This window comes from Pseudomonas oplopanacis (genome assembly GCF_057128725.1).
The window spans coordinates 93179-113513 of sequence record NZ_JBSKHV010000007.1; the positions used below are offsets into that span (position 1 = coordinate 93179).

Genomic DNA, 20335 nt, shown 5'->3' on the forward strand with positions numbered 1-20335 from the left:
CAACTTACTGAGTCTTTGGGCCCTGGCCGAACGCTTCGTCTACCTTGGCAAGGTCCTGCTCGCTCAAGGTTCCGGCGTAGAAGTGCAGCTTGGTCCAGGCCATCAAGTAGTCATAGCGTGCCTGTGCCAGATCACGGCGGGTGGTAAATAGTTGTTGTTCTGCGTTCAGTGCGTCCAGGTTGACGCGTTCACCGCCCAAAATGCTTTGCTTGGTCGACACCACCAGCGCTTCGGCTGACACCAGGGCTTTTTGATAGGCGCGCAACTTGTTCACGCCCGACAGGCAGGCGCTGAACTGTCGGCGCAGCTCGATCATGGTTTCGCGGGTCTTGCCGTCCAGTTCGTACTCGGCCTGTTCCATGGTGCGGCTGGCCTGACGGGTGGACGCCGACACCCCGCCACCGGCATACAGCGGCACGTTGACTTCGATACCGATGGTGTTGGTGTCGTAACGCTGGTTATAGGTGTTGCCGCTTTCCGATTCGTTCTGGCGCACCGAGGCGTAGGCACTGACTTTCGGCAGATGCCCGGCACGGTTGCGTTCAACTTCGTAACGCGCGACGTCCACCGCATGGCGCTGAGAGGCCAGGTTCGGGTTATTGGCTACGGCCATCTCGTGCCAGGTGTCGTAATTGGCCGGTTGCAGGCTGAAGGTCTGGAAGTTCTGGTCCAGCGGCGCCAGGTCGGCGATGTCGATCGTCGGTACGCCAATCAGCGCGCCCAGTTCACGCAAGGACGCGTCCTGCTCGTTGCGAGCCTCGATTTCCTCGGCGGTCGCCAGCTCGTAACGGGACTCGGACTCAAGGGTATCGGTGCGCGTGCCCTCGCCTTGGCGAAACATCTGCTCGTTCTGCTGGAACTGTTGCTCGAAGGCTTTCTTCTTGGCCAGCGCGATGTCGATCTGATCCTGAGCGAACAGCGCCTTGGTGTAGTTCTCCAGCACCCGCACCAGCAGTTCCTGACTTTTGCCGCGAAAGGCTTCATCGGCAAACAACGACTGCGCCACGCCTTTGCGGTACGCCGCGTAGGCTTCGTAATCGATCAAAGGCTGTTGCAGGGTCAGGGTCGAGCCGTAACTGCTGTAGTTGCGGTCATCGGTCTGGTTTTGGCCGCGGTCATTGAGGTACGTGGCCTTGGATGAGTTACGCCCCTTGTTGTAGTTGTAACCCACCTTCGGCAGCAAGCCGGCCCGGCCAATGATGCGGTTTTCCATGCCCGCATCGCGTTCCTTGAGCGCACCGAGGAACACCGGATCATTGCGCAACGCTTGCTCGTAAATGTCGAACGGCCCCATGGCCATCACACTGTTGCACGTCAGCAACGCCAGGGTCGCTGCGAGCAGGGAAAGCTTATTCATACAGCCGAACATCCTTATTCCTCGGTCAACGCGGAGCCTGCCCGGTCGAGCAGCGGTTTGAACAAATAGTTGAGGAGTGAACGTTCACCGGTACGCACGAACATTTCCGCCGGCATGCCCGGCTTGATCACCAGGCCATTGAGCTTTTCCATGGCCTGATCGCTGACGCTGCTGCGCAGCACGTAGTACGGAGCGCCGGTTTTCTCGTCGACCATCTGGTCGGCGGAAATCAGGCTGACTTCGCCGGGCACACGCGGCGTGCGGCTCTGGTTGAACGCGGTGAACAGGATGTCCACCGGCAAGTGAGTGCCGACTTTGTCGATCAGGTTGATCGGCAGATGCCCTTCCACTTCCAGGCGAGTGCCCTGCGGCACGATTTCCAGCAAAGTATCGCCTTGGCGCACCACCGCGCCTTCGGTATGCACTCCGAGGTTGACCGCGATGCCATCAGCCGTGGCGACGATTTCACTGTGTTGCAGGTTGAAACCGGCGGAAGTCAGTTGTTCCTTGAGGGTCACGCTCTTGAGTTGCGCGTCGGCCAGTTGGGTACGGACCTCTTTTTGATATTCCTCGATGTGCTGTTGCAGCTTGAGCTTCGCTTCGAGGATGCCCTGCTCCACCCGCCCACTTTCGCCGGTGTTCTCGGCCAATTGCTGCTGCACTTGCGACAGTTGACGCTGGTATTCCATCAAGCGGTTGCGCGGAATGTAGCCGTTGTCCGCCAAGGGCTGAAGGTTGCTCAGTTGTTGTTGCAACGAGTTGGCCTGGGCCGTCAGGTCGGTGCGCGCACGACGCATGCCGGCCAATTGCGCGCTGGCGCCTTCCATGTTGGCGCGCAGCCCGCCCTGTTCGCGGAAGAACGCCTCGCGACGGCTACTGAACAATTGCCGCTGGCCTTCAAGCACCAACGCCAGTCGCGGGTCGGCATCCTTGCTCAACTCGGCCGGGAAATTCACTTGTTTGAGGTTGTCCCGTTCACTTTCCCAGCGCGCGACACTGGCCCAGGCCATGCGGTACTGCGCCTGCAGCGAATCGACGTCGGCCGCGACCTGAGTCTGGTCGAGCTGGAACAGCGGCTGGCCGAGCTTCACCACTTGACCCTCACGGACCAGAATCCGGCTGACCACGCCGGGGCTCATCGATTGCACGGCTTTGCGTTTACCCGACACCACGACCGTACCTTGCACCGGAATGCCTTGATCGAGCGGCGCGAGGCTGGCCCAGGTGAAGAAACTGCCGGCGCCGACGATGGCCAGAATCCAGCCCATGCGCGCGAAGAATCGCGCATCGCGTTCGGGGCGTTCGGCGATGTAATCGTGTTCCATCGTGGCTTCGCTTTCAGAGTTCATGCGTGCGCTGCTCATACACCCGAATTCCTTGTCGTGGGCTGATACTGCCGGCTCATGCTGAGCCCGCCCGGTGCCTGCGCGGCTTTTTCACGGTGTTGTTCCTGAGCGCCGGACAGTGCCTTGAGCACGTCCTGGCTCGGGCCGAAGGCCTGCAAGCGCCCTTCGTTGAGCACCAGCAATTTATCGGCCTGGGCCAAGGCCGAAGACCGATGGGTGACCAGGATCACGCTGGTGCCTTGGGCTTTCATGTGCGCGATGGCACTGGCCAGCGCGGCTTCGCCCACGGTGTCGAGGTTGGAGTTGGGTTCGTCCAGCACCACCAGGCTCGGGTTGCCGTACAACGCACGGGCCAATGCCACGCGTTGTTTCTGGCCACCGGACAAGCCGCTGCCGTCTTCGCCGAGCACCGTGTCGTAGCCTTGCGGCATGCGCAGGATCAGTTCATGCACGCCAGCCTGTTGCGCAGCCTCGACGACTTTCTGCGGATCTGTTTCGCGAAACCGGGCGATGTTTTCGGCGATGCTGCCGCTGAACAATTCGATGTCTTGCGGCAGATACCCGATGTAGGGCCCGAGGTCGTCGCGGTTCCAGCGATGAATGTCCGCGCCGTCGAGCCGAACCGTGCCGCCGAGGGTCGGCCAGACGCCAACGAGTACCCGGGCCAGTGTCGATTTGCCTGAGCCAGAGGCACCGAGCACGCCCATCACCTCACCTGCACCGAGGTTGAAGTTGACCATGTGCAGTGTCGCAGTGCGTTGGCCAGGCGGGCCGGCGCTGACTTGTTCGAAAGTGATCTGCCCTTTCGGTGCCGGCAACGCCATGGCTTCGTCAGTCGGTGGAAAGGCTTGCAGCAACGCATCCAGGCGACGGTAGGCCAGCTTTGCGCCGCTCCACTGTTTCCAGACCGCTATCAGCTGATCGATGGGACTCAGGACGCGGCCCATCAGGATCGAACCGGCGATCATCATCCCTGCAGTCATCTCGCCCTTGATCACCAGCAACGCACCCAGTCCCAGGACCAGGGATTGCAAGCACAGACGCAAGGTCTTGCTCACGGAACTGATGACTGCACCGGTGTCGCTGGCCTGATTCTGCAAACTGAGAAAGCGCGAATGCACTTGAAACCAGCGTTTGCGCAACACACCCAGCATGCCCATCGCCTGGATGGTCTCGGCGTTGTGCAAGTGGCTGGTGGCCAACTGGCTGGACTTCTGGGAAAAACCGGCGGCTTCGCCCAAGGGCTTTTTGGTCATCGTTTCGTTGAGGAACGCGAGGCCGATCAGGACCACAGCGCCCACCGTCGCGAAAACACCCAGCCAGACGTTGAACAAATAGATCACGAACAGATAGACCGGAAACCACGGCGCGTCGAAGAAGGCAAACAGCGCGGGGCCGGTGACAAACTGGCGGATGTGCGTCAGGTCCCCCAGCGACTGCCCGGCATTGCCCTCGCCTTTGAGCAGGTTGCGCTCGAACGCGGCTTGATACACCCGCAGGTTGAAGCGTCGTTCCAGTTGGCTGCCGATACGGATCACGATGAAGCTGCGCACGATCTCAAGCAAACCGATGAAGGCAAAGAAGCCGACCACCATCAGCGACAACATGGCCAAGGTCGTTTCGTTCTGCGAAGACAACACACGGTCATAGACTTGCAGCATATAAATCGACGGGACCAGCATCAGTACGTTGATCAATGCGGTAAAACAACCGACGCTGATCAAGATACTTTTATAGTCGCCCAGTGCTTTGAATAACGGAGCGGTGGCTGGGGCCTTAGCCATCTTCATTGATTTTTCCCGAGATGATATTCCCCGCCCTGATCTGGCGAGGCTTTAATTAACTGTGTGCGCGCGGTTCCAGGCATTCTTTATCGGCAATCGCTTACACATTAACAACCCACTTCCATGCTCGATAAAGAGTTGGCGTTTTGTTTTGCTACTTATGACTACAACAGCGAGCTCTATATTTAAATCTGCACAGTTCCGCCAACTATTTGCTCTAACGCGCAGCGCGCTCAAGCGTGATGATCAGACCTGACTTCAAATTGCCTTGATAAAGCCCATCATGCTGTCGGCTGAAAAAGAAAATTCTTGAGCCTTCCTTGCCGGTGATCGCAATCCCGTCCGGCTCTGTGAACCAGCCAATGGCCGACGCTTGGAGCCAGGCCCCAAGGCACTCGGCGCCCTCGCCCAGGGTCTGATTGGGTTGAAGGTCAATCAGGCAAACGTTCGATGGTTTGTCCTGCAAAGTGCGGGACTCGGACGCATCCTCTTTGGCCATCAAAGTCGCTTGCCATTGTCCGGCGAGTTCTGAGGGGTCGGCTAATTTCAGGCTGCTTGCCATGGCTACATCTCCGAGAAACATCATCAGCGTCGCCAATAGCCACGCGGTCATTCTGTAGGTAAAGGCGTCAGGGGCCATAGGGCGTTTCACTCCGGCGCGTAGCCTTACGCACTGCGCGCATCGATGCAAGGACAGAGCGCGGCGCAACGTGCACCGCGCTCCTTTTCAGCCTTGTATCAGGCTACGACGTCCGAGAACGCCGCCTGGCCTACGGTGCTGACGAGGAAATCCGCCACGCCATGCCCGGAGAAGTCCACCGACAACAGGCTGCTGCCGCCCGAAGTGGTCAACACGGCATCGCCGACCGTACCGGTGAACGAACTCACGAAGTGCAGGCCCGCGCCTTTGGTGATACCGGTCAGGTCGATCTTGTCCAGGCCGCTGACAAAGTCGAGGATCTGATCGGCAACACCAGGTTTGGAGTCACTGCTGGCGGCGAACACAAACGTGTCCGAGCCGGCACCGCCCCACAGTTTGTCCGCACCGCCGGCACCGTAGAGGATGTCGTTGCCGGCACCGCCCTTCAGCTCGTTGGACACGCCATTGCCGATCAGCAGGTCGTTGCCCGAACCGCCGATCGCGTTCTCGATGATCGCGCCCTTGGCAATGGAAACGTTGCCCACCAGGCCGCCAACATCGGAGAACGAGGCCTCATTGAGGTTGATCTTCTGGTTCTGGGTGAAGCCGGAGAAGTCCAGGGTGTCCTTGCCGCCCGCATCCCACACCGAAAACACGACCTTGTCCGACGACGAAGACGCGCTCAGGAAGTCGCGACCGGCGTTGGAGTTGAAGCCGTAGGTGGTATCACCGGTACGTGTGGTGGTGTTGGCACCGTAGAGTTTCTGGATGGCGGCAATGTCGTCCATCAGCGGGCCGGACGAATACGCTTCGACACCACCCTTGCTGAAGTTCTGGTTGGTATTGCTTTCACTCCAGTAGCTCATGACGCTGTAACCGCGGGTGTCTTGCCCGTAGGTGGCGTCGTTGTAAGTCGGCGCGCCTTCACCGGCGTTGTAGTCGCCAGGATGGGCCAGGCCCAGAGTGTGGCCGATTTCATGGGTCAGGGTTTGACGACCGTAGTTGTTCAGGTCCGGGGTCTTGTTCGGCGTGTAGCTGCTGTTGGTCAGGTACCAGGAAGTCCCGTCGTAACCCGCGCCCGTGCCCGGCAGATAAGCGAATGCCGCTGCACCGTCCTGGCCACCGCTGTAGTTGCCGAAGGTCATGTGACCGTCGCCGCCCGTGGACTTCTCGGTGAAGGTGACGTTGGCAACATCGGCCCAGGATTGCATGGCAAGCACTGCCTGGGCTTTTTGCTGAGTGCTGAACTGACTGAAGCCGGTAATCCCGTGTTTGTTCATGGTGCTCGACGACGCCGAGGTCAGGAACGTGTAGGTCAGTTCGATTTTGCCGCTGCCGTCCTTGTCCTGGTAGGCAGCACCGTCGCGCAGCAATTGGGTCGCTGCCTGGTCGACGGAGTATGAAGGTTTGCCATTGACCGTGAGATTGCCGCCGCGGTCATATTGATGGCTGAAGCTGTCGATCTGGCTGTAGGCCGAACTCGGTGCAGCCAATGCTTGATCAATAGCGCTTTTTTCTACTTTCGACATAAACACACTTCCTTGTTTAGCTATGGAACAGTTTTTGTCAGATAACGACAATCTCTGGCGAGATCGTCCTATCACTCGCCCAATGAAGGCGAAAGAAAACTGACACAATTCGAAATGAAACGTCTAGTGTTTTTTTGACGTCAAATTGTGCTGTTCCAGCAAATGCCCGGAAACAATGCCTGAGGTGTCGAAAGTTTGTTTTTGCGTATGTGCGTTTGCGCAAATTGTCTGACGATTTGATATTTAAATATTAAATAGGGGTAAGTTTGTTTTTTGTCTACAGCGTCTCAATTTATTGGACTTATTAATATGAGTGCCAGCGCATTGATATCAATCCAGGCGTGAACGCAAATAACAGTGACGAGGAAGCTTGCCTTCCCCGCCATTGCACGGCAAATCAGCCGTCAAGCTTCAATTCCGGAGAAAATCGTCTCCCTGCTATCGAGCACCCCCAACTGCTGGAGAATATCGTTGATAGCCCCCCACGTTCCGACGTCTTCGGCTGTCGACTTGTTGTCCAGCGTACGACGAAGGCTCTGCAACACATTCAGTCGCCCTAACGCTACGTCATCGGAAGTGGTGTCTTTTACGATAATTTTTCCGGCTGCGACGTTAATTTCATCTTCGATAAACGCTTTGAATGCTGACTTTTTCATTGGGTGCTCTCCTGCAGGCTCCATGCCTACGGGCTTCACTCTACGATCTGCTTCGACCGTCATCTACTGTCAGAAATTACAGGTATGAGTCAGCAAAGGGCGATCAACTCCCCGTCCGAATCTTGTTCCAAACCCGCGTACGCACCCGGTCAATGTTCAGTGGCATCGCTTCCAGCGCGAACAGTTTGCCCATCATCTCGGCGCTCGGATAAATCTTGGTGTCGTTCTTGATCGTTGGGTCGACCAGGCTGTCGGCCTGTTGGTTGCCGTTGGCGTAGTGCACGTAGTTGCTGACACCGGCCATGACGTCCGGGCGCAGCAGGTAGTTCATGAAGGCGTAGCCGGCCTTCTCGTCCGGTGCGTCGGCGGGCATGGCAACCATGTCGAACCAGATGGCGGCGCCTTCCTTGGGAATCGAGTAGCCGATGTCGATGCCATTGTTGGCTTCCTTGGCGCGGTTCTCGGCTTGCAGGATGTCGCCGGAGAAGCCGACGGCCACGCAGATATCACCGTTGGCCAGGTCGCTGGTGTACTTGGATGAATGGAAGTAGCTGACATACGGCCGGACCTTGAGCAGCAGCGCTTCGGCCTTTTTGTAGTCTTCCGGGTTTTTACTGTGGTGCGGCAGACCCAGGTAGTTCAGGGCGGCGGGCAACAATTCCGGGCCGTTGTCGAGGATGGCAACGCCGCACTTCTGCAGCTTTTGCATGTTCTCGGGTTTGAAGATCAGGTCCCAGGAATCCACGGGCGCGTTGTCGCCCAGTACGGCCTTGACCTTGGCGATGTTGTAGCCGATGCCGGTGCTGCCCCACAGGTACGGAAAGCCATGTTCGTTGCCCGGATCGTTGGCTTGCAACGCCGTGAGCAACACCGGGTTGAGGTTCTTCCAGTTTGGCAATTGAGCCTTGTCGAGTTTCTTCAGCGCACCCCCTTCAATCTGCCGCGCCATGAAGTGGTTGGACGGGAACACCACGTCGTAGCCGGATTTGCCAGTCATCAACTTGCCGTCGAGGGTTTCGTTACTGTCGTAGACGTCGTAGGTAAAGGCGATACCGGTTTCTTTCTGGAAATTTTTCGTGGTGTCCGGGGCGATGTAGTCCGACCAGTTGTAGATTTTGACCGTCTCGGCCGCGTGGCCAAGGGTTGCGACGAGTGCGAGTGGCGCCAGTGTCAGAGTCTTTCGGATCATGAGTCGATTCCTGTAGGGGCTTTTGTTATTGGCAGGCAATCAGAAGATCAAAAAATCAAAACGTAGGTCTTGCGCACGGTTTCCTGGATATCCCAGATGCCGAGGCTGTTGGCCGGCAACATCAGTGCATCGCCGGCTTCTATGTGGAGGGTTTCACCGTCGTCCGGGGTGAAGGTGCAGCGGCCCTGGATGAAGTGGCAAAATTCCTGGGCGACGATCTGCCGCCGCCAGCGTCCGGGCGTGCATTCCCAGACACCGGTTTCGACGCCATCGTCGCGTTCGACGCTGGTGGTCGAGGTCACGGCCACCGGTGCTCCCAGTGGCACGGCCACCGGGTTGGACTCTTCGAGTTTCAGGGTGACGGTGTTCTTGAATTGCGTGATGCTCATGGGCGTACCTGTCGATGGATAAATCGCTGTTTAATGCATGAAACCTTCCATGAACCCCGCGACCCCGCTGGCCAGTTTTCGGCGCCAAGGCGAGGTGGCCGGGTTGGCCAGGGTCTGGTCCTCGTGGACGAAGCTGCGAATGATCGCGTTGTAACCGAGCCAACGGCAGGGTTCAGGCTCCCAGGCCTTGAGCGAGTCGAGCCCGCCCTGCGGCATGACCCATGGCTGGTGGACCAATTCGGTATCGCGCTCGAGAATCAGATCGGCGAGGGTTCTGCCACCCAGGTTGCTGGCCCCGACACCCTCCCCGCCATAACCGCCGGACAAGGCGATGCCGCTGGTGTGATCACAGAGCATGTGCGGCTTGAAGCGTCGCGACATGCCCAGGTTGCCGCCCCAGGCGTGGGTGATCCGCACATTCTTCAGCTGCGGGAAGAGCTCGCCGAACAGATAGCGCCGTAGCTCCACTTCGTTGGTGGTCAGGTCGAAGTCATGGCGCAGCTTGCCGGCAAACTGGTAGCCGCCCCGCGCACCGAAAACCAAACGGTTGTCGGCGGTACGCTGGCCGTAGGTCACCTGACGACTGCTTTCGCTGAAGGCCTGGCCGCGATTCAGGCCGATTTCGTCCCAGGTCGCAGCGGACAGCGGCTCGGTAGCAACGATCAGGCTTTGCACCGGCAGTTGATAGCGACCCAGCGGCGGCAACGTCGTTGCGTAACCTTCTACCGCCGGGACGATCCAGCGACAGCGAACCGACGCCTTGGCTGTACGCAAACTACCCGACTGCCACTGCGTGACCGGGCTGTTTTCATAGATCTTGACCCCCATGTTCTCCACCGTGCGTGCCAAACCTCGCACCAACTTTGCCGGGTGAATGGTCGCGACGTGCGGTGCATAGATACCGCCATAAGGCTTCGCAACTCTGATCTGTTGCGCCAGTTGTTCGGGGCTGAGCCAGCGGTAGTCACTTTCAGTCAGGCCCTGACGGTAGAGATCGTCCAGATAGCGCCGCAGGCTGGCTTCCTGCTCGGGATAGCGAGCGGCGCAGTAAAGCACCCCGCCTTTGCGGTAATCGCAGGCGATGCCTTCACGTTCGATGACAAGTTCTACTTCATCAGGGATGCTGTGCAGCAGGTCGAATGAAGCTCGACGTTGTTCGGGGGACAGGCCAGCGAGTAGACGGTCCTCACCGAGGATATTGCCCATCAGCCAGCCGCCGTTACGGCCCGAGGCGCCAAAACCGGCGGTTTGCGCTTCGACAATGGCAATGTTCAGGCCCGGCGCCAGGCGCTTGAGGTAATACGCGGTCCAAAGCCCGGTATACCCGGCGCCGATGATGGCCACATCGACGTCCAGATCGTGTTCCAGCGCCGCACGCGCCGCTAACGGCTCGTCGAGTTGATCCATCCATAAACTGATAGTGCGCCACGCCGACATGCAAGACTCCGCCACTCAAACTTCGATGGCGTCGATCCTAGTGCGTGGACTCAGCGGCTGTCTTGCGCGCGGGCACGCAAGGAAATTTGTTTGGCATAGGCCTTGGGCGACAGTCCGGTGTGCTGGCGAAAACAGTTGTAAAACGCCGACAGCGAATTGAATCCCGCGGCAAACGCCAGTTCGTCGATACGCAGCGGTGGCGTCGCGGTGTCCAGCGTGCCGAGCAGATGTTGCAGGCGCGCCTGGTTCACGTAGCGGTAGAAACTCTGGCCCAGCACTTGATTCAACAGATAGGAAATTTGATTGCGACTGTAACCGCACTCCTTCGCCACCCGTTGCAGGTCGAGTTCGGGGTCCAGATAGGGCTGCTGGCGCTGGAAATACTGCTGTAAGTCATCGGCCATGAAACTCAACTGGCGCGGGGACAGCCCGAGTCGACTGACGGCTGGGCGCAGGGTTTTAGTCGCGGTACTGGACGGTTGCTCGTGGACCAGCGTGGCGTACTCGTTGACCCGCCAGATCAGCCCGTCACGAACCGTGATCGCCTCGCTGGTATGGAAAGACACCAACCCTTCGCCGCCACGCAACGTCATTCGGTACTGGATAAACGCGGTATTGCCGTCCAGGCGAATACGGTCCGAGTGTTCCAGCGCTTCGTCTGGGTTGCGCGGCATGCTGACGCGCACGTACTCGCGCAGCTCGTCGAGCCCCATCACGCGGTTCTGGAAGAAATCGTGGTACTGGATGTCAGGGTGATAAAGCGCCATGACACCGTCCAGGTCGCGGTGCTTCCAGCACAAGTGGTAGCGCATGACCGTCTCGCCCGTGGCCCGGGTTTGCTGCGGCCCATCATCATCGGGGTGCATAAAGGTCTCGACGGGAAAACACCGAGCTTGCCGAAGTTCTGCAGCGGGTTCAATGGCTGAAATACTGGCCCGGCAAGCCCCCGTGCGTGCGAGGACATGACCTCGATCATGAAAACCCGACTAACCGCCCAACGGCCTGAAAAAAATCACATGGTTTTCACATACCGATGCTACTTTTAAAGGCAGTCACCGGTTGAGCCATTGAAGGCTCTTCCCTCCTAACATGAGCTAAAGGAAGCGCTCGATGAAGAAGGCGGGCAACATATGAATAAAGGGTCTTTCAGCAAAGTCACGTTTCCAAACGCCTGCCAGCTGATGCGCTGGCATTTTCATCCCATGGGATTTGAGGCGAGCATGGACGCACCGGGCAGCATGATCGCCCGGCTGTTTGATCGCGCCAGTGGCGAGACCATGATTGCCATTGCCGGTATCCCTTGTGCAACCGTCATGAATGCGGCGGATGTCGAGCGAATCATTGAAGCCGTCGAGGATGAACTTGAGGCATTCGTTCCACCTGAGGCCCTCAGAAGCTATGCCTGAAGGCTGGTCACCCACTAAAAAGCCCACTTGATGTGGGCTTTTTAGTGGGCGTTGAACAGGGTTACGCCAGTTTCTGCCCGGCCCGATGATCGGCGAAAAACGCTTTGTCGCTGCCGATCCGGTCTGACGCCTTGGGCATGTTCGCCGCCGATTTATCCTGACCGTCGACATACCAGTAGCAATGACTGACCGCCCGGGTAATGCCGACGTAAGCCAATCGCAGGATCTCGTCCTTTTGCGCGCTGTCATAGGGCTCGCTGTCGCCGGCCTTGCCGAGTCCCGCCATCCGGTACACCTGGTTCTTGTACGGTGAGCTGGTCAGATGCTGACAATCGCCGAGCAGGAACACCGCGTCAGCCTGCAAGCCTTTAGCGCTGTGATAGGTCAGTTGTTTCAGTCGTCGCGCTTCATAAGGCAAGCTCGAATCAACATTAATTACAGGCTGAATATGCTGCTCAATCAATAACTTATCGCTGCTTTTTCGATAAAGCATCAAGATTGAATCACCCTTTCGGTAATGCTCTATCAGACGCTGGGCCATGCCCTGATCGTCCCGGTCCAGAACGTTCACCGGCAACAGCGTTTTAGGCTCGCCGCTGGCTTTGGCTTTCTTGCCGGCAATGGCCGGAGCCGCGCGGACGATATGCTCGGCGGCGTCGATGATGTGCTGATGACTGCGATAGTTGTCGCTGAGCATCACTTTGGTGGCGCTTGGCGACGGGAACTCCTTGTTGAATTCCATGAAGTACGACGGCGAACTGCCGCGCCAGCCGTAAATGGACTGCCAGTCATCCCCCACACACAGCAGAGATGAGCATTGCGCCCCTCGCCCAACGTGCATCGCCGGGCCTCGACTGCGGATCTCGGTCAGGCTGGCGCGAATCCAGGAGACGATTTGTGGCGACACGTCCTGAAATTCGTCGATCATCAGGTGTGAAAGTGGCCGCAGCAGTTCATCGCTGAGCAGCTTGAGGTTTTCCGGGGAGTGCTCGCTGAACAAGGCGAACATCCGATTGTAGGTCATCACCGGTGGCTTCTGATCGAGCAGATGATCTTCCAGCGCTCGCCAGAACAGGCTCAAGGCTTCGAAGAAGAACCGGTCGGGGTCGTCCTTGGCGAAACTCATCTGGCCAACGGCGTTCGGAACATCCAGGCCGAGGTTTTCTATAAATCCGGCTGCTGCGACAAAACAGTCGAGCAACGGCGCGGAAGCCAGTTCACCTTTGACCTTGTAATCAAAGCCCGGCCCGGCGCTGGCATCACCTGCCAGCGAAGCCAAAACGCGCTTTGACGACTCGTAACTATCCAGCCATATCAATGGCTTACGACAGAAAGCTTGAAACAGGGTGCGCTTTACCGCCCATTCCGCCCGCACGCTCAGCTTCGCATTCGGACGGCAGACCTGCGGGTTTTCCCGCGGATCAAACCCCAGTACGACCCACGCATCGAGGCTTGGGATGTAGCCGTGGCAATGGAACGTAGCGCCATTGATATCGAAGGATTGCCGATTGGGTTCGATGCCCTTGATCGGCCAGGCACCCGCGCGAAACCACAGGTCTTCAATGGCGTCGCAGAGTTCTTCATCGCGCTTGGCAGCCAGCTCGGTCACCGCCACGCGTTTTTGTACATCGGGATGGTCGCGCTCCAGCTCCTTGAGCTGCAAGGCATGCCGGGACAATGGCTTGATCAGCTCGCGAAAGCGTTCATCGCGGGTATGCAGTTGGTGATAACAGGCGTTGAGCTGCTGTCGCTGAGCGTCATTGATTCGCAGGTCGAAAGGATTGCTGTCGATGTCTTCGTCGGCGTTTTGTACGCGGTTGCTGAGGTTTTCGAAAGCCTGCAGGCGCTCGAACCCCGGAAGGCTGCGAACCATCGGCAGAATTCGTGAGTGGAAGGTGCGCACCAGATCACGCGCATCCTTGAGGCTCAGCGGCCGGCCCCACACGGCGAACAGTTCGATCAGCTTGTTAATGAAGTCCTTGCGTGATTCTCGGGTAAAGGTCACGACGGTCATCGAATCCAGTTCGAAGCCCAGGTAGTGGGTCAGCAACAAGATACGCAGCACCAGCGTAGTCGACTTGCCGGCGCCCGCCCCGGCAATCACCGACGTCGACGGCGTGTCGCTGAAGATCATCTTCCACTGCGCAACGCTTGGCTGGGCATGGGGTGGCAGCAGCCGGGCCACATCGGCCTTCATGCGCTTCTTCAGTTCAGCGCTCAATGGCAGGCGCCAATCGTCAAACAGATTGTCATCGACATTGGGCGGCCGATGCTCGGTCGATCGCGAATCACGGATCAGCAGCACTTGCCGGCCTTGCTCCAGCCCTTCGTCCTTGCCTTCCTTAAAGCCGTACTCAAACCCCGCGCTGTGACCGCTGCGAAAACCGTCAGCTTGCCCGTGCAGCCAGGAAGCTCGGTGTTGCGCACGCAGTCGGGTCAAGCCATGACCGAAGAACCGGGCGGCCAGGCGCTTGAGTAACGGCATCTCGGCCAGGGGACGAAGTTCGGGCGGAAGATCGGGGGTGTGTTGCGGCACGCGGGCTGACTCCAGGGTGTGAGGCTGTTGCGGCTATGGTGTCTGCATTTGCCCATGAGTTCTAGTGAAATGCTTACAGGTCATTGGCTTATGCGATGAAGTGAAGGCTGGATGAGAACGTTTCGAGGTTATATAACATCGAGAATTTCGATGGTAATGCAGCATTTTTTACGCTTTTTATCGATCAGTGCCTGATAGATGATGCTCGCCATTAACCCCTTTCAGGAGACGATCATGCTCGAACTCAGACCCTTCAACTCCCTGGGCGGCGCCCATCATGGCTGGTTGGATGCTCATCACCACTTTTCGTTCGCCGAGTACCATGACCCCAAGCGCATGAACTGGGGCAATCTGCGGGTCTGGAACGATGACGTGATTGCTTCCGGCACCGGGTTTCCAAAACACCCGCACCGGGACATGGAAATCATTACCTACGTCCGTGAAGGCGCGATTACTCACGAAGACAACCTGGGCAACAAGGGCCGCACCGAAGCTGGCGACGTTCAGGTCATGAGTGCCGGCACCGGCATCGCCCACAGCGAGTACAACCTGGAAGCGACGCCGACCAAGATCTTCCAGATCTGGATCATCCCCAACGAATCCGGACTTGCTCCGTCCTGGGGCGCCAAACCGTTCCCCAAAGGCGATCGTGAAGGCTTCGTGACGTTGGCCAGCGGCAAGTCCGGCGATGATCAGAGCCTGCGCATCCGTGCTGACGCGCGGTTGGTGGCGGCGAACCTGAAGGCCGGCGAAACGGCCGAGTATCCTCTGGACAGCGGTCGTCGCGCCTACCTGGTTCCGGCCACGGGTGTGATTGAAGTCAATGGCTTACGCGCACAAGCTCGAGACGGAGTTGCGGTGGTCGATGAGCAGGTGTTGCGAGTGACGGCAATCGAGGACAGTGAAATCGTCCTGGTTGACCTCGCGTGATTCGGTAAACACCGGGCAAAAAAAGGGGCGACCATAATGGTCGCCCCTTTTTACTGCCTGGATTACTTGGCGGCGATTGCGCCATCCACCAGCGTTTGAGCTTCGGCCACCAACTGCTTGAGGTGGTCATCGCTCACAAAGCTTTCAGCGTAGATCTTGTAGATGTCTTCAGTGCCCGACGGACGTGCCGCGAACCAGCCATTTTCGGTCATGACCTTCAAGCCGCCAATCGCCTGGTCATTGCCCGGCGCATGGCTGAGGATGCTCTGGATTGCTTCGCCCGCCAGTTGAGTCGAGGTGACCTGATCCGGCGACAGCTTGCTCAGCAAGGCTTTCTGCTCAGGGTTGGCCTTGGCATCCACACGCACCGAGAACGGCTCGCCGAGTTCATCGGTCAACGCGCGATAGGCCTGGCTTGGATCGCGGCCGGTGCGAGCGGTCATTTCTGCGGCCAACAATGCCGGGATCAAGCCATCCTTGTCAGTGCTCCAGACGCCGCCGTCCTTGCGCAGGAACGAGGCACCGGCGCTTTCTTCACCGCCAAAGCCCAGGGAACCGTCGAACAAACCGTCGGCAAACCATTTGAAACCCACCGGCACTTCATACAAACGACGGCCCAGACGCTTGGCCACGCGATCAATCAAGCCGCTGCTGACCACGGTTTTGCCCACGGCAGCGTCGGCGCGCCATTGCGGACGGTTCTGAAACAGGTAATCGATCGATACCGCGAGGTAGTTGTTAGGTGCCAACAAACCACCGGACGGCGTAACGATGCCGTGGCGGTCGTGATCCGGGTCGCAGCCAAACGCAACGTCGTAGCGATCTTTCAGACCGATCAAGCCTTGCATCGCGTGGGTGGACGATGGGTCCATGCGGATCTGACCGTCCCAGTCGACGGTCATGAAGCGGAAGGTCGGATCGACCTGTGTGTTGACCACGTCGAGGTCCAGACGGTAATGCTCGGCAATCGCCGACCAGTAGCGCACCCCTGCTCCGCCCAATGGATCAACGCCCAGACGCAGCTTGGCATCACGGATGGCGTCGAAGTCGATCACGTTGATCAAATCGGCCACGTAGGTGTTGAGGTAATCGTGACGATGGGTCGTGCTGGCTTTCAGCGCCTGCTCATAGCTGATGCGTTTGACGCCAGCGAGTTTGGCGGCCAGCAATTCGTTGGCCTTGGCTTCGATCCACTTGGTGATGTGGGTATCGGCCGGACCACCGTTGGTAGGGTTGTACTTGTAACCACCGCTTTGCGGCGGGTTGTGCGACGGCGTGATGACGATACCGTCCGCCAGACCGGAAGTACGGCCACGGTTGTAGCAAAGGATCGCGTGGGAAATGGCCGGGGTCGGCGTGTATTCGTCCCCTTCGGCAATCATCACGGTGACGCCGTTGGCAGCCAACACTTCCAGGGCGCTGGCACCCGCTGGCGTAGACAAGGCGTGAGTGTCGATCCCGACGAACAGCGGTCCGTCAATGCCTTGGGCTTCTCGGTACAGGCAGATCGCCTGGCTGATCGCCAGGACGTGCCACTCGTTGAAACTCAGGTCGAACGAGCTGCCCCGGTGACCGGAAGTGCCAAAGGCTACACGCTGGGTTGAGATGGCGGCGTCAGGCTGCCCAGTGTAATAGGCCGTTACCAGTCGCGGGATATCGACCAACAATTCTGCCGGTGCCGGTTTGCCCGCAAAAGGACTGAGTGTCATGCAAAACCTCTGAAATTGAGTGGTTCAGGAATTGAAGGCAGTTTACTGGCAGTTCGACCGCAACGCGATGTTATAGATCCATGAGGGCCGAGGATGTTGTCCCGCGTCGCTCAATCGATCGCTTCCAGACGCAAGGCATCCCCCAGCAAGCCCAGTGCACCGCCGAGGTCATGCTCGCCACCGAAGGTATGGCTCAGCCGCAAATGTTGCGCATGCAGCCCGCGCAAGCTGAATAATTCCCCGGGCGCCACCACCACCTGCTGCTTTAGCAGACGGTGGAACACGCCGCGTACATTGACCGGACGCAACGAGCGCACCCAGACCGTTGCGCCGCCCTGGGGATCGACGAAGTGCAACGCGTCTGCCAGTCGCTCCTCCAGCAATTGGGTCATCTGCACTTTGCGCTCCTTGAGCAGCCGGCGCAGCACCAACAAGTGCTGATCGATGCGCCCATTGTTGTACAGGCGTGCGATGGCTTTCTGGCGGATCGGCGACAAACGGAACGAGCGCAGCAGAAAGTGCCGCTGAAGTTCGCCCCGCAGTTGCCGCGAAAGCAGGTAGCCGTAAGGCGCTTCAGGCCCGATGACCTTCTCGAATGTGGAAAATACGATCAGCCGGTCCGGGTCTAGCAAATCGCGGAACCGTGGGCCATCGGGTTCAAATTCGAGTTCGCCGTAACAGTCGTTCTCCAGCACCCAACAGCCGTGCCGTGCCAGCAACTGCGCGGTTGAAAGCCTGTTGCTTGCACCGGCCACACTGCCGCGCGGCATGTTCAGGCCGGATGACAGCATCACCAGCCTCACGGGTTCGGTTTCCAGCAGCGCTTGCAGATGGTCGAGGTCCAGGCCGCCATCCGCTTGCAAAGACAACTCGATGACCTGCACGTCGCTATCCTGAAACAACCGCAAAATAGTCCAGTCGCAGGGCGACTCCACCACGACCACGGCGTCTTTGAGGCAAAGCACCGCGATCAATATTTCCAGCACGCCACGCAGGTCGGCGCCAATGTAGACGTCGTCGGCATGCCAACAGCGTGCCGGGGATGAGGTATAGCGAGCCGCCAGGGCTGCGCGCAGCTCCCTTTCGCCACAGGGTTGAGACGCCGGTTGCGGCTGGCGCGGATACTGGCGCAACAGTTCTCTCTCAAGCAGCAACAGCGGGCTGTCCAACGGCTGCAGCAGCGCGGGCTCATCGGCGCTCAACACCAGCATTCCCGGACGCCTGGCGTTCACATAGACCGTCTCCAGCAAGTCATTGCCGATGCACGCTGGCCGTATAAACGACACGGGCAATGCGTAATAACCGGATTTGGCCACCGAATAGACGCGCCCTTCTTTTTCCAGAAGCGAATACGCGTACTGAATCGTCGAGATCGACACGCTCAGGCGCTCCGCCAACTGCCGTAACGAAGGGAGTCGCACGCGGGTGTCGCTGACCGGTTCGCTGATCAGATGGGTCAGGTAGCGGTACACCGCCTGATAAGCGAAGTCGGTTTCTCGGGGGCCTTTCATGGGCAAGGACCGAACACGCTGGGCGCAGCCCGATGCATTCGGGTGGGCGTTATAAAATGACGCACTTTCAACGCCCCATTGACCGTTCGCCCGTCACGGCGTCAATGGCCATTGCATTGGCTTGCAGCCCCGCGTCCATTGTCACGCCGCCGGCCACCGGCCCCATGCGATACAGCGTACCGATCAGGCTGACAGGCAATCCGCTGACGTCGACCATCCATTGCAACACCTGTTCGGGCGCAGGCTTGCCCTGCATTGCGCGATGCAGTTCGGGTAGCGCCACGAGCATCCCGGGATGGCACTGGCGCAGAAAACGTTCAAGCGATGCGCCGTTCTCGACAAAGGGCGCGAACAGCAAGCACACCAGTTGAGCTTCGTTCAGGCCGAGTTTCTTTTGCGCCTCGGCTGCCGCCAGTTCGCGTTGGTCTGACGGGGTTGCCGGAGCGCCGAACGTCTGCAACGCCAACTCGCACACATGCTCCGGGAGTTGCTTGCGGCGCATCATCACCAAAACCCGCTGCAGGTAATCGGCAATGCCGGCTTCATAGGTCCGACCCTGTACGAAGCTGGCTTGCAACCCCCGCAGGTGGGCGCAAATCGCCGGGCTCACGTATTCGTTATCGCTGAGCTGGGGCGCCCACCCATCCGGTTGAAACTTGAGGAACTCCGTGAGCAGCGGCCAGCGCTCCTCCAGGTTGCTCACCAGCATGTCGTGAATGTCGATGAATGTCGCGCGGCGACACGCCTCAAAACGTTCTGCGGGACGCCACGCCGGCTGTTCATGACCGACATAAAACTCACGAAAGCAATCGCTGCCCAGTTCATCGAGCCGCGCGAAGAGCTGCTCATAGCCGGTTTGAGGCTGATCCGGCAGGGTGAAACCGGCCTTGACCGCTGCACGGTTCAATCCATCCATGAACTGTTTTTGCTGGCGCGGTGAATCGCTGCTGAGCAAGGCATCGACGCCGCGGTCCCAACGGGCAATCTGGCCATGGAATTCGCCGGATGTCAGGTAGCCGTCATCCCACAGGTCGAGGGGGTCGTCCCAGGTTCGGCGGTGGCCGACCATCAACAGGTTCAGGCGATTTGACTCGTGACCGGCTTCAGAGACCGCCGCCGCATGATTGAACGGCAAGACCTCGCGGTTATCGACCATCAGTACCTCAACCCGAGGATCATCATAGAGAAATAACGCACTGCAGCTGCGATGGATGTTTTCAAGCGCCGCCGAAGAGGCGCCGTTCGAGCGCAAGGTCGCCACCCGCAGCTGGAATGTCGCCGGCGCCCGGCCGGCAATGCTCAACTGCGCGGCACGCAGCAGCGCAAGGGTGTAACAACTGTCGCGGGTCCCGGACTGGATCGTCAGCACCTTGAACTCGCCAATACGTTCCATGCCCCCGGCGGCGACCACCACGCGCTGAATCATCAGCTGCAACGCCGTTCGCTCGGCTCGTGAAAAGAAACTCAGTAGTCGCTGCAGTACTTGCTGATAAACATAGTTCATTGCCTGATCATGGGTATTGGTCATCATTGTTTACCTGTTACTCATAGGTTCGATGTCACGCAAACAACGCTATGCATTGCGCAATCGGTTGCTGTCATGATGAAAGTGTTGTGCCTGATATCAAATGCTAACACTTAGTTTTTAGTCATTATTTGAAATGATTCGAACTGACCGTTAATCCTTCTGTCAGCCATAGCCCGCCAGCCCAAGCAGCGCGGGCGCCTGGCGCTGGCTCGAGGCGTCCTAGGAAATATCTGACAGCGTCCCACAGACAAGTAGCACGACAAATAAAGAAAGAAGTTACCTGTGTTTTTTCGGCAACTGACCGATAACTCATTAATTGTTGAGTTTGTATTGCTGGAGCGCATTGAAAAGTATCTGCCCGATACCTGGCCATAGCTCATTCCTTGAG

At 58.6% G+C, this 20335-nt stretch carries 16 protein-coding genes; 2 read left to right on the forward strand and 14 right to left on the reverse strand.

From position 1 onward, the window contains the following. Nucleotides 1-4 precede the first annotated feature (4 nt). The 10 genes from ACWKV5_RS15865 to ACWKV5_RS15910 all read right to left on the reverse strand — a co-directional run bounded on the left by ACWKV5_RS15865 (nt 5) and on the right by ACWKV5_RS15910 (nt 11193). Nucleotides 5-1369, reverse strand: a complete 1365-nt coding sequence (locus ACWKV5_RS15865; protein WP_483842006.1) for a TolC family outer membrane protein — start codon at nt 1367-1369, stop codon at nt 5-7. A 2-nt stretch (nt 1370-1371) separates the two neighbouring features. Continuing rightward, the gene (locus ACWKV5_RS15870) at nt 1372-2721 is read right to left on the reverse strand and encodes an HlyD family type I secretion periplasmic adaptor subunit (protein WP_483842007.1); all 1350 of its coding nucleotides are present in this window, start codon (nt 2719-2721) and stop codon (nt 1372-1374) included. Beyond that, nucleotides 2718-4493 carry a type I secretion system permease/ATPase gene (locus ACWKV5_RS15875; protein ID WP_483842008.1) on the reverse strand — a complete coding sequence of 592 codons (1776 nt, stop codon included), beginning with the start codon at nt 4491-4493 and terminating at the stop codon, nt 2718-2720. Before ACWKV5_RS15875 ends, ACWKV5_RS15870 begins: the two co-directional genes overlap by 4 nt. Nucleotides 4494-4704: 211 nt before the next feature. After that, nucleotides 4705-5127 carry an AprI/Inh family metalloprotease inhibitor gene (locus ACWKV5_RS15880; RefSeq protein ID WP_483842009.1) on the reverse strand — a complete coding sequence of 141 codons (423 nt, stop codon included), beginning with the start codon at nt 5125-5127 and terminating at the stop codon, nt 4705-4707. Between the two features lie 98 nt (nt 5128-5225). Continuing rightward, complete coding sequence (locus ACWKV5_RS15885) at nt 5226-6656, reverse strand: serralysin family metalloprotease (RefSeq protein WP_483842010.1); 1431 nt, start codon at nt 6654-6656, stop codon at nt 5226-5228. Nucleotides 6657-7060: 404 nt separating this feature from the next. Beyond that, nucleotides 7061-7312, reverse strand: a complete 252-nt coding sequence (locus tag ACWKV5_RS15890) for a hypothetical protein (RefSeq protein ID WP_483842011.1) — start codon at nt 7310-7312, stop codon at nt 7061-7063. Between the two features lie 103 nt (nt 7313-7415). Continuing rightward, nucleotides 7416-8501 carry a polyamine ABC transporter substrate-binding protein gene (locus ACWKV5_RS15895; RefSeq protein ID WP_483842012.1) on the reverse strand — a complete coding sequence of 362 codons (1086 nt, stop codon included), beginning with the start codon at nt 8499-8501 and terminating at the stop codon, nt 7416-7418. Nucleotides 8502-8548: 47 nt separating this feature from the next. Further along, nucleotides 8549-8890 carry a cupin domain-containing protein gene (locus ACWKV5_RS15900; protein ID WP_483842013.1) on the reverse strand — a complete coding sequence of 114 codons (342 nt, stop codon included), beginning with the start codon at nt 8888-8890 and terminating at the stop codon, nt 8549-8551. A 30-nt stretch (nt 8891-8920) separates the two neighbouring features. Next, nucleotides 8921-10327, reverse strand: coding sequence for an NAD(P)/FAD-dependent oxidoreductase (locus ACWKV5_RS15905; RefSeq protein WP_483842014.1), 1407 nt, complete (start codon nt 10325-10327; stop codon nt 8921-8923). A 50-nt stretch (nt 10328-10377) separates the two neighbouring features. Continuing rightward, entirely contained in the window at nt 10378-11193 is an 816-nt protein-coding gene (locus tag ACWKV5_RS15910; RefSeq protein WP_483842015.1) for a helix-turn-helix domain-containing protein, read from the reverse strand. Nucleotides 11194-11457: 264 nt separating this feature from the next. Here ACWKV5_RS15910 and ACWKV5_RS15915 point away from each other — a divergent pair, with 264 nt between their 5' ends. Beyond that, complete coding sequence (locus tag ACWKV5_RS15915) at nt 11458-11733, forward strand: DUF1652 domain-containing protein (RefSeq protein WP_483842016.1); 276 nt, start codon at nt 11458-11460, stop codon at nt 11731-11733. A 61-nt stretch (nt 11734-11794) separates the two neighbouring features. Here the strand turns inward: ACWKV5_RS15915 and ACWKV5_RS15920 are convergent, their stop codons facing one another. Beyond that, nucleotides 11795-14269, reverse strand: a complete 2475-nt coding sequence (locus ACWKV5_RS15920; protein WP_483842017.1) for a UvrD-helicase domain-containing protein — start codon at nt 14267-14269, stop codon at nt 11795-11797. A 234-nt stretch (nt 14270-14503) separates the two neighbouring features. Between ACWKV5_RS15920 and ACWKV5_RS15925 the strand changes: the two genes are divergently transcribed. Continuing rightward, nucleotides 14504-15199: a pirin family protein gene (locus ACWKV5_RS15925; RefSeq protein ID WP_483842018.1), complete on the forward strand. Its 696-nt coding sequence runs from the start codon at nt 14504-14506 to the stop codon at nt 15197-15199. 62 nt (nt 15200-15261) lie between these two features. On the opposite strand, the gene pgm is transcribed toward ACWKV5_RS15925, so the two are convergent. The 3 genes from pgm to ACWKV5_RS15940 form a co-directional block, all read right to left on the reverse strand. After that, nucleotides 15262-16908 carry a phosphoglucomutase (alpha-D-glucose-1,6-bisphosphate-dependent) gene (pgm, locus tag ACWKV5_RS15930; RefSeq protein ID WP_483842019.1) on the reverse strand — a complete coding sequence of 549 codons (1647 nt, stop codon included), beginning with the start codon at nt 16906-16908 and terminating at the stop codon, nt 15262-15264. Nucleotides 16909-17018: 110 nt separating this feature from the next. After that, nucleotides 17019-18419: an aminotransferase-like domain-containing protein gene (locus tag ACWKV5_RS15935; protein ID WP_483842020.1), complete on the reverse strand. Its 1401-nt coding sequence runs from the start codon at nt 18417-18419 to the stop codon at nt 17019-17021. Nucleotides 18420-18486: 67 nt separating this feature from the next. Beyond that, a complete protein-coding gene (locus ACWKV5_RS15940; RefSeq protein WP_483842021.1) occupies nt 18487-19947 on the reverse strand; it encodes a hypothetical protein in 1461 nt (486 codons plus the stop codon). Nucleotides 19948-20335 lie beyond the last annotated feature (388 nt).

Bases quoted from the DNA above. Each gene is read 5' to 3' on its own strand.
- ACWKV5_RS15865 (WP_483842006.1), bottom strand. From the start codon at position 1,369: ATGTTCGGCTGTATGAATAAGCTTTCCCTGCTCGCAGCGACCCTGGCG.
- ACWKV5_RS15870 (WP_483842007.1), bottom strand. From the start codon at position 2,721: ATGAGCAGCGCACGCATGAACTCTGAAAGCGAAGCCACGATGGAACAC.
- ACWKV5_RS15875 (WP_483842008.1), bottom strand. From the start codon at position 4,493: ATGAAGATGGCTAAGGCCCCAGCCACCGCTCCGTTATTCAAAGCACTG.
- ACWKV5_RS15880 (WP_483842009.1), bottom strand. From the start codon at position 5,127: ATGGCCCCTGACGCCTTTACCTACAGAATGACCGCGTGGCTATTGGCG.
- ACWKV5_RS15885 (WP_483842010.1), bottom strand. From the start codon at position 6,656: ATGTCGAAAGTAGAAAAAAGCGCTATTGATCAAGCATTGGCTGCACCG.
- ACWKV5_RS15890 (WP_483842011.1), bottom strand. From the start codon at position 7,312: ATGAAAAAGTCAGCATTCAAAGCGTTTATCGAAGATGAAATTAACGTC.
- ACWKV5_RS15895 (WP_483842012.1), bottom strand. From the start codon at position 8,501: ATGATCCGAAAGACTCTGACACTGGCGCCACTCGCACTCGTCGCAACC.
- ACWKV5_RS15900 (WP_483842013.1), bottom strand. From the start codon at position 8,890: ATGAGCATCACGCAATTCAAGAACACCGTCACCCTGAAACTCGAAGAG.
- ACWKV5_RS15905 (WP_483842014.1), bottom strand. From the start codon at position 10,327: ATGTCGGCGTGGCGCACTATCAGTTTATGGATGGATCAACTCGACGAG.
- ACWKV5_RS15910 (WP_483842015.1), bottom strand. From the start codon at position 11,193: ATGCACCCCGATGATGATGGGCCGCAGCAAACCCGGGCCACGGGCGAG.
- ACWKV5_RS15915 (WP_483842016.1), top strand. From the start codon at position 11,458: ATGAATAAAGGGTCTTTCAGCAAAGTCACGTTTCCAAACGCCTGCCAG.
- ACWKV5_RS15925 (WP_483842018.1), top strand. From the start codon at position 14,504: ATGCTCGAACTCAGACCCTTCAACTCCCTGGGCGGCGCCCATCATGGC.
- pgm (WP_483842019.1), bottom strand. From the start codon at position 16,908: ATGACACTCAGTCCTTTTGCGGGCAAACCGGCACCGGCAGAATTGTTG.
- ACWKV5_RS15935 (WP_483842020.1), bottom strand. From the start codon at position 18,419: ATGAAAGGCCCCCGAGAAACCGACTTCGCTTATCAGGCGGTGTACCGC.
- ACWKV5_RS15940 (WP_483842021.1), bottom strand. From the start codon at position 19,947: ATGACCAATACCCATGATCAGGCAATGAACTATGTTTATCAGCAAGTA.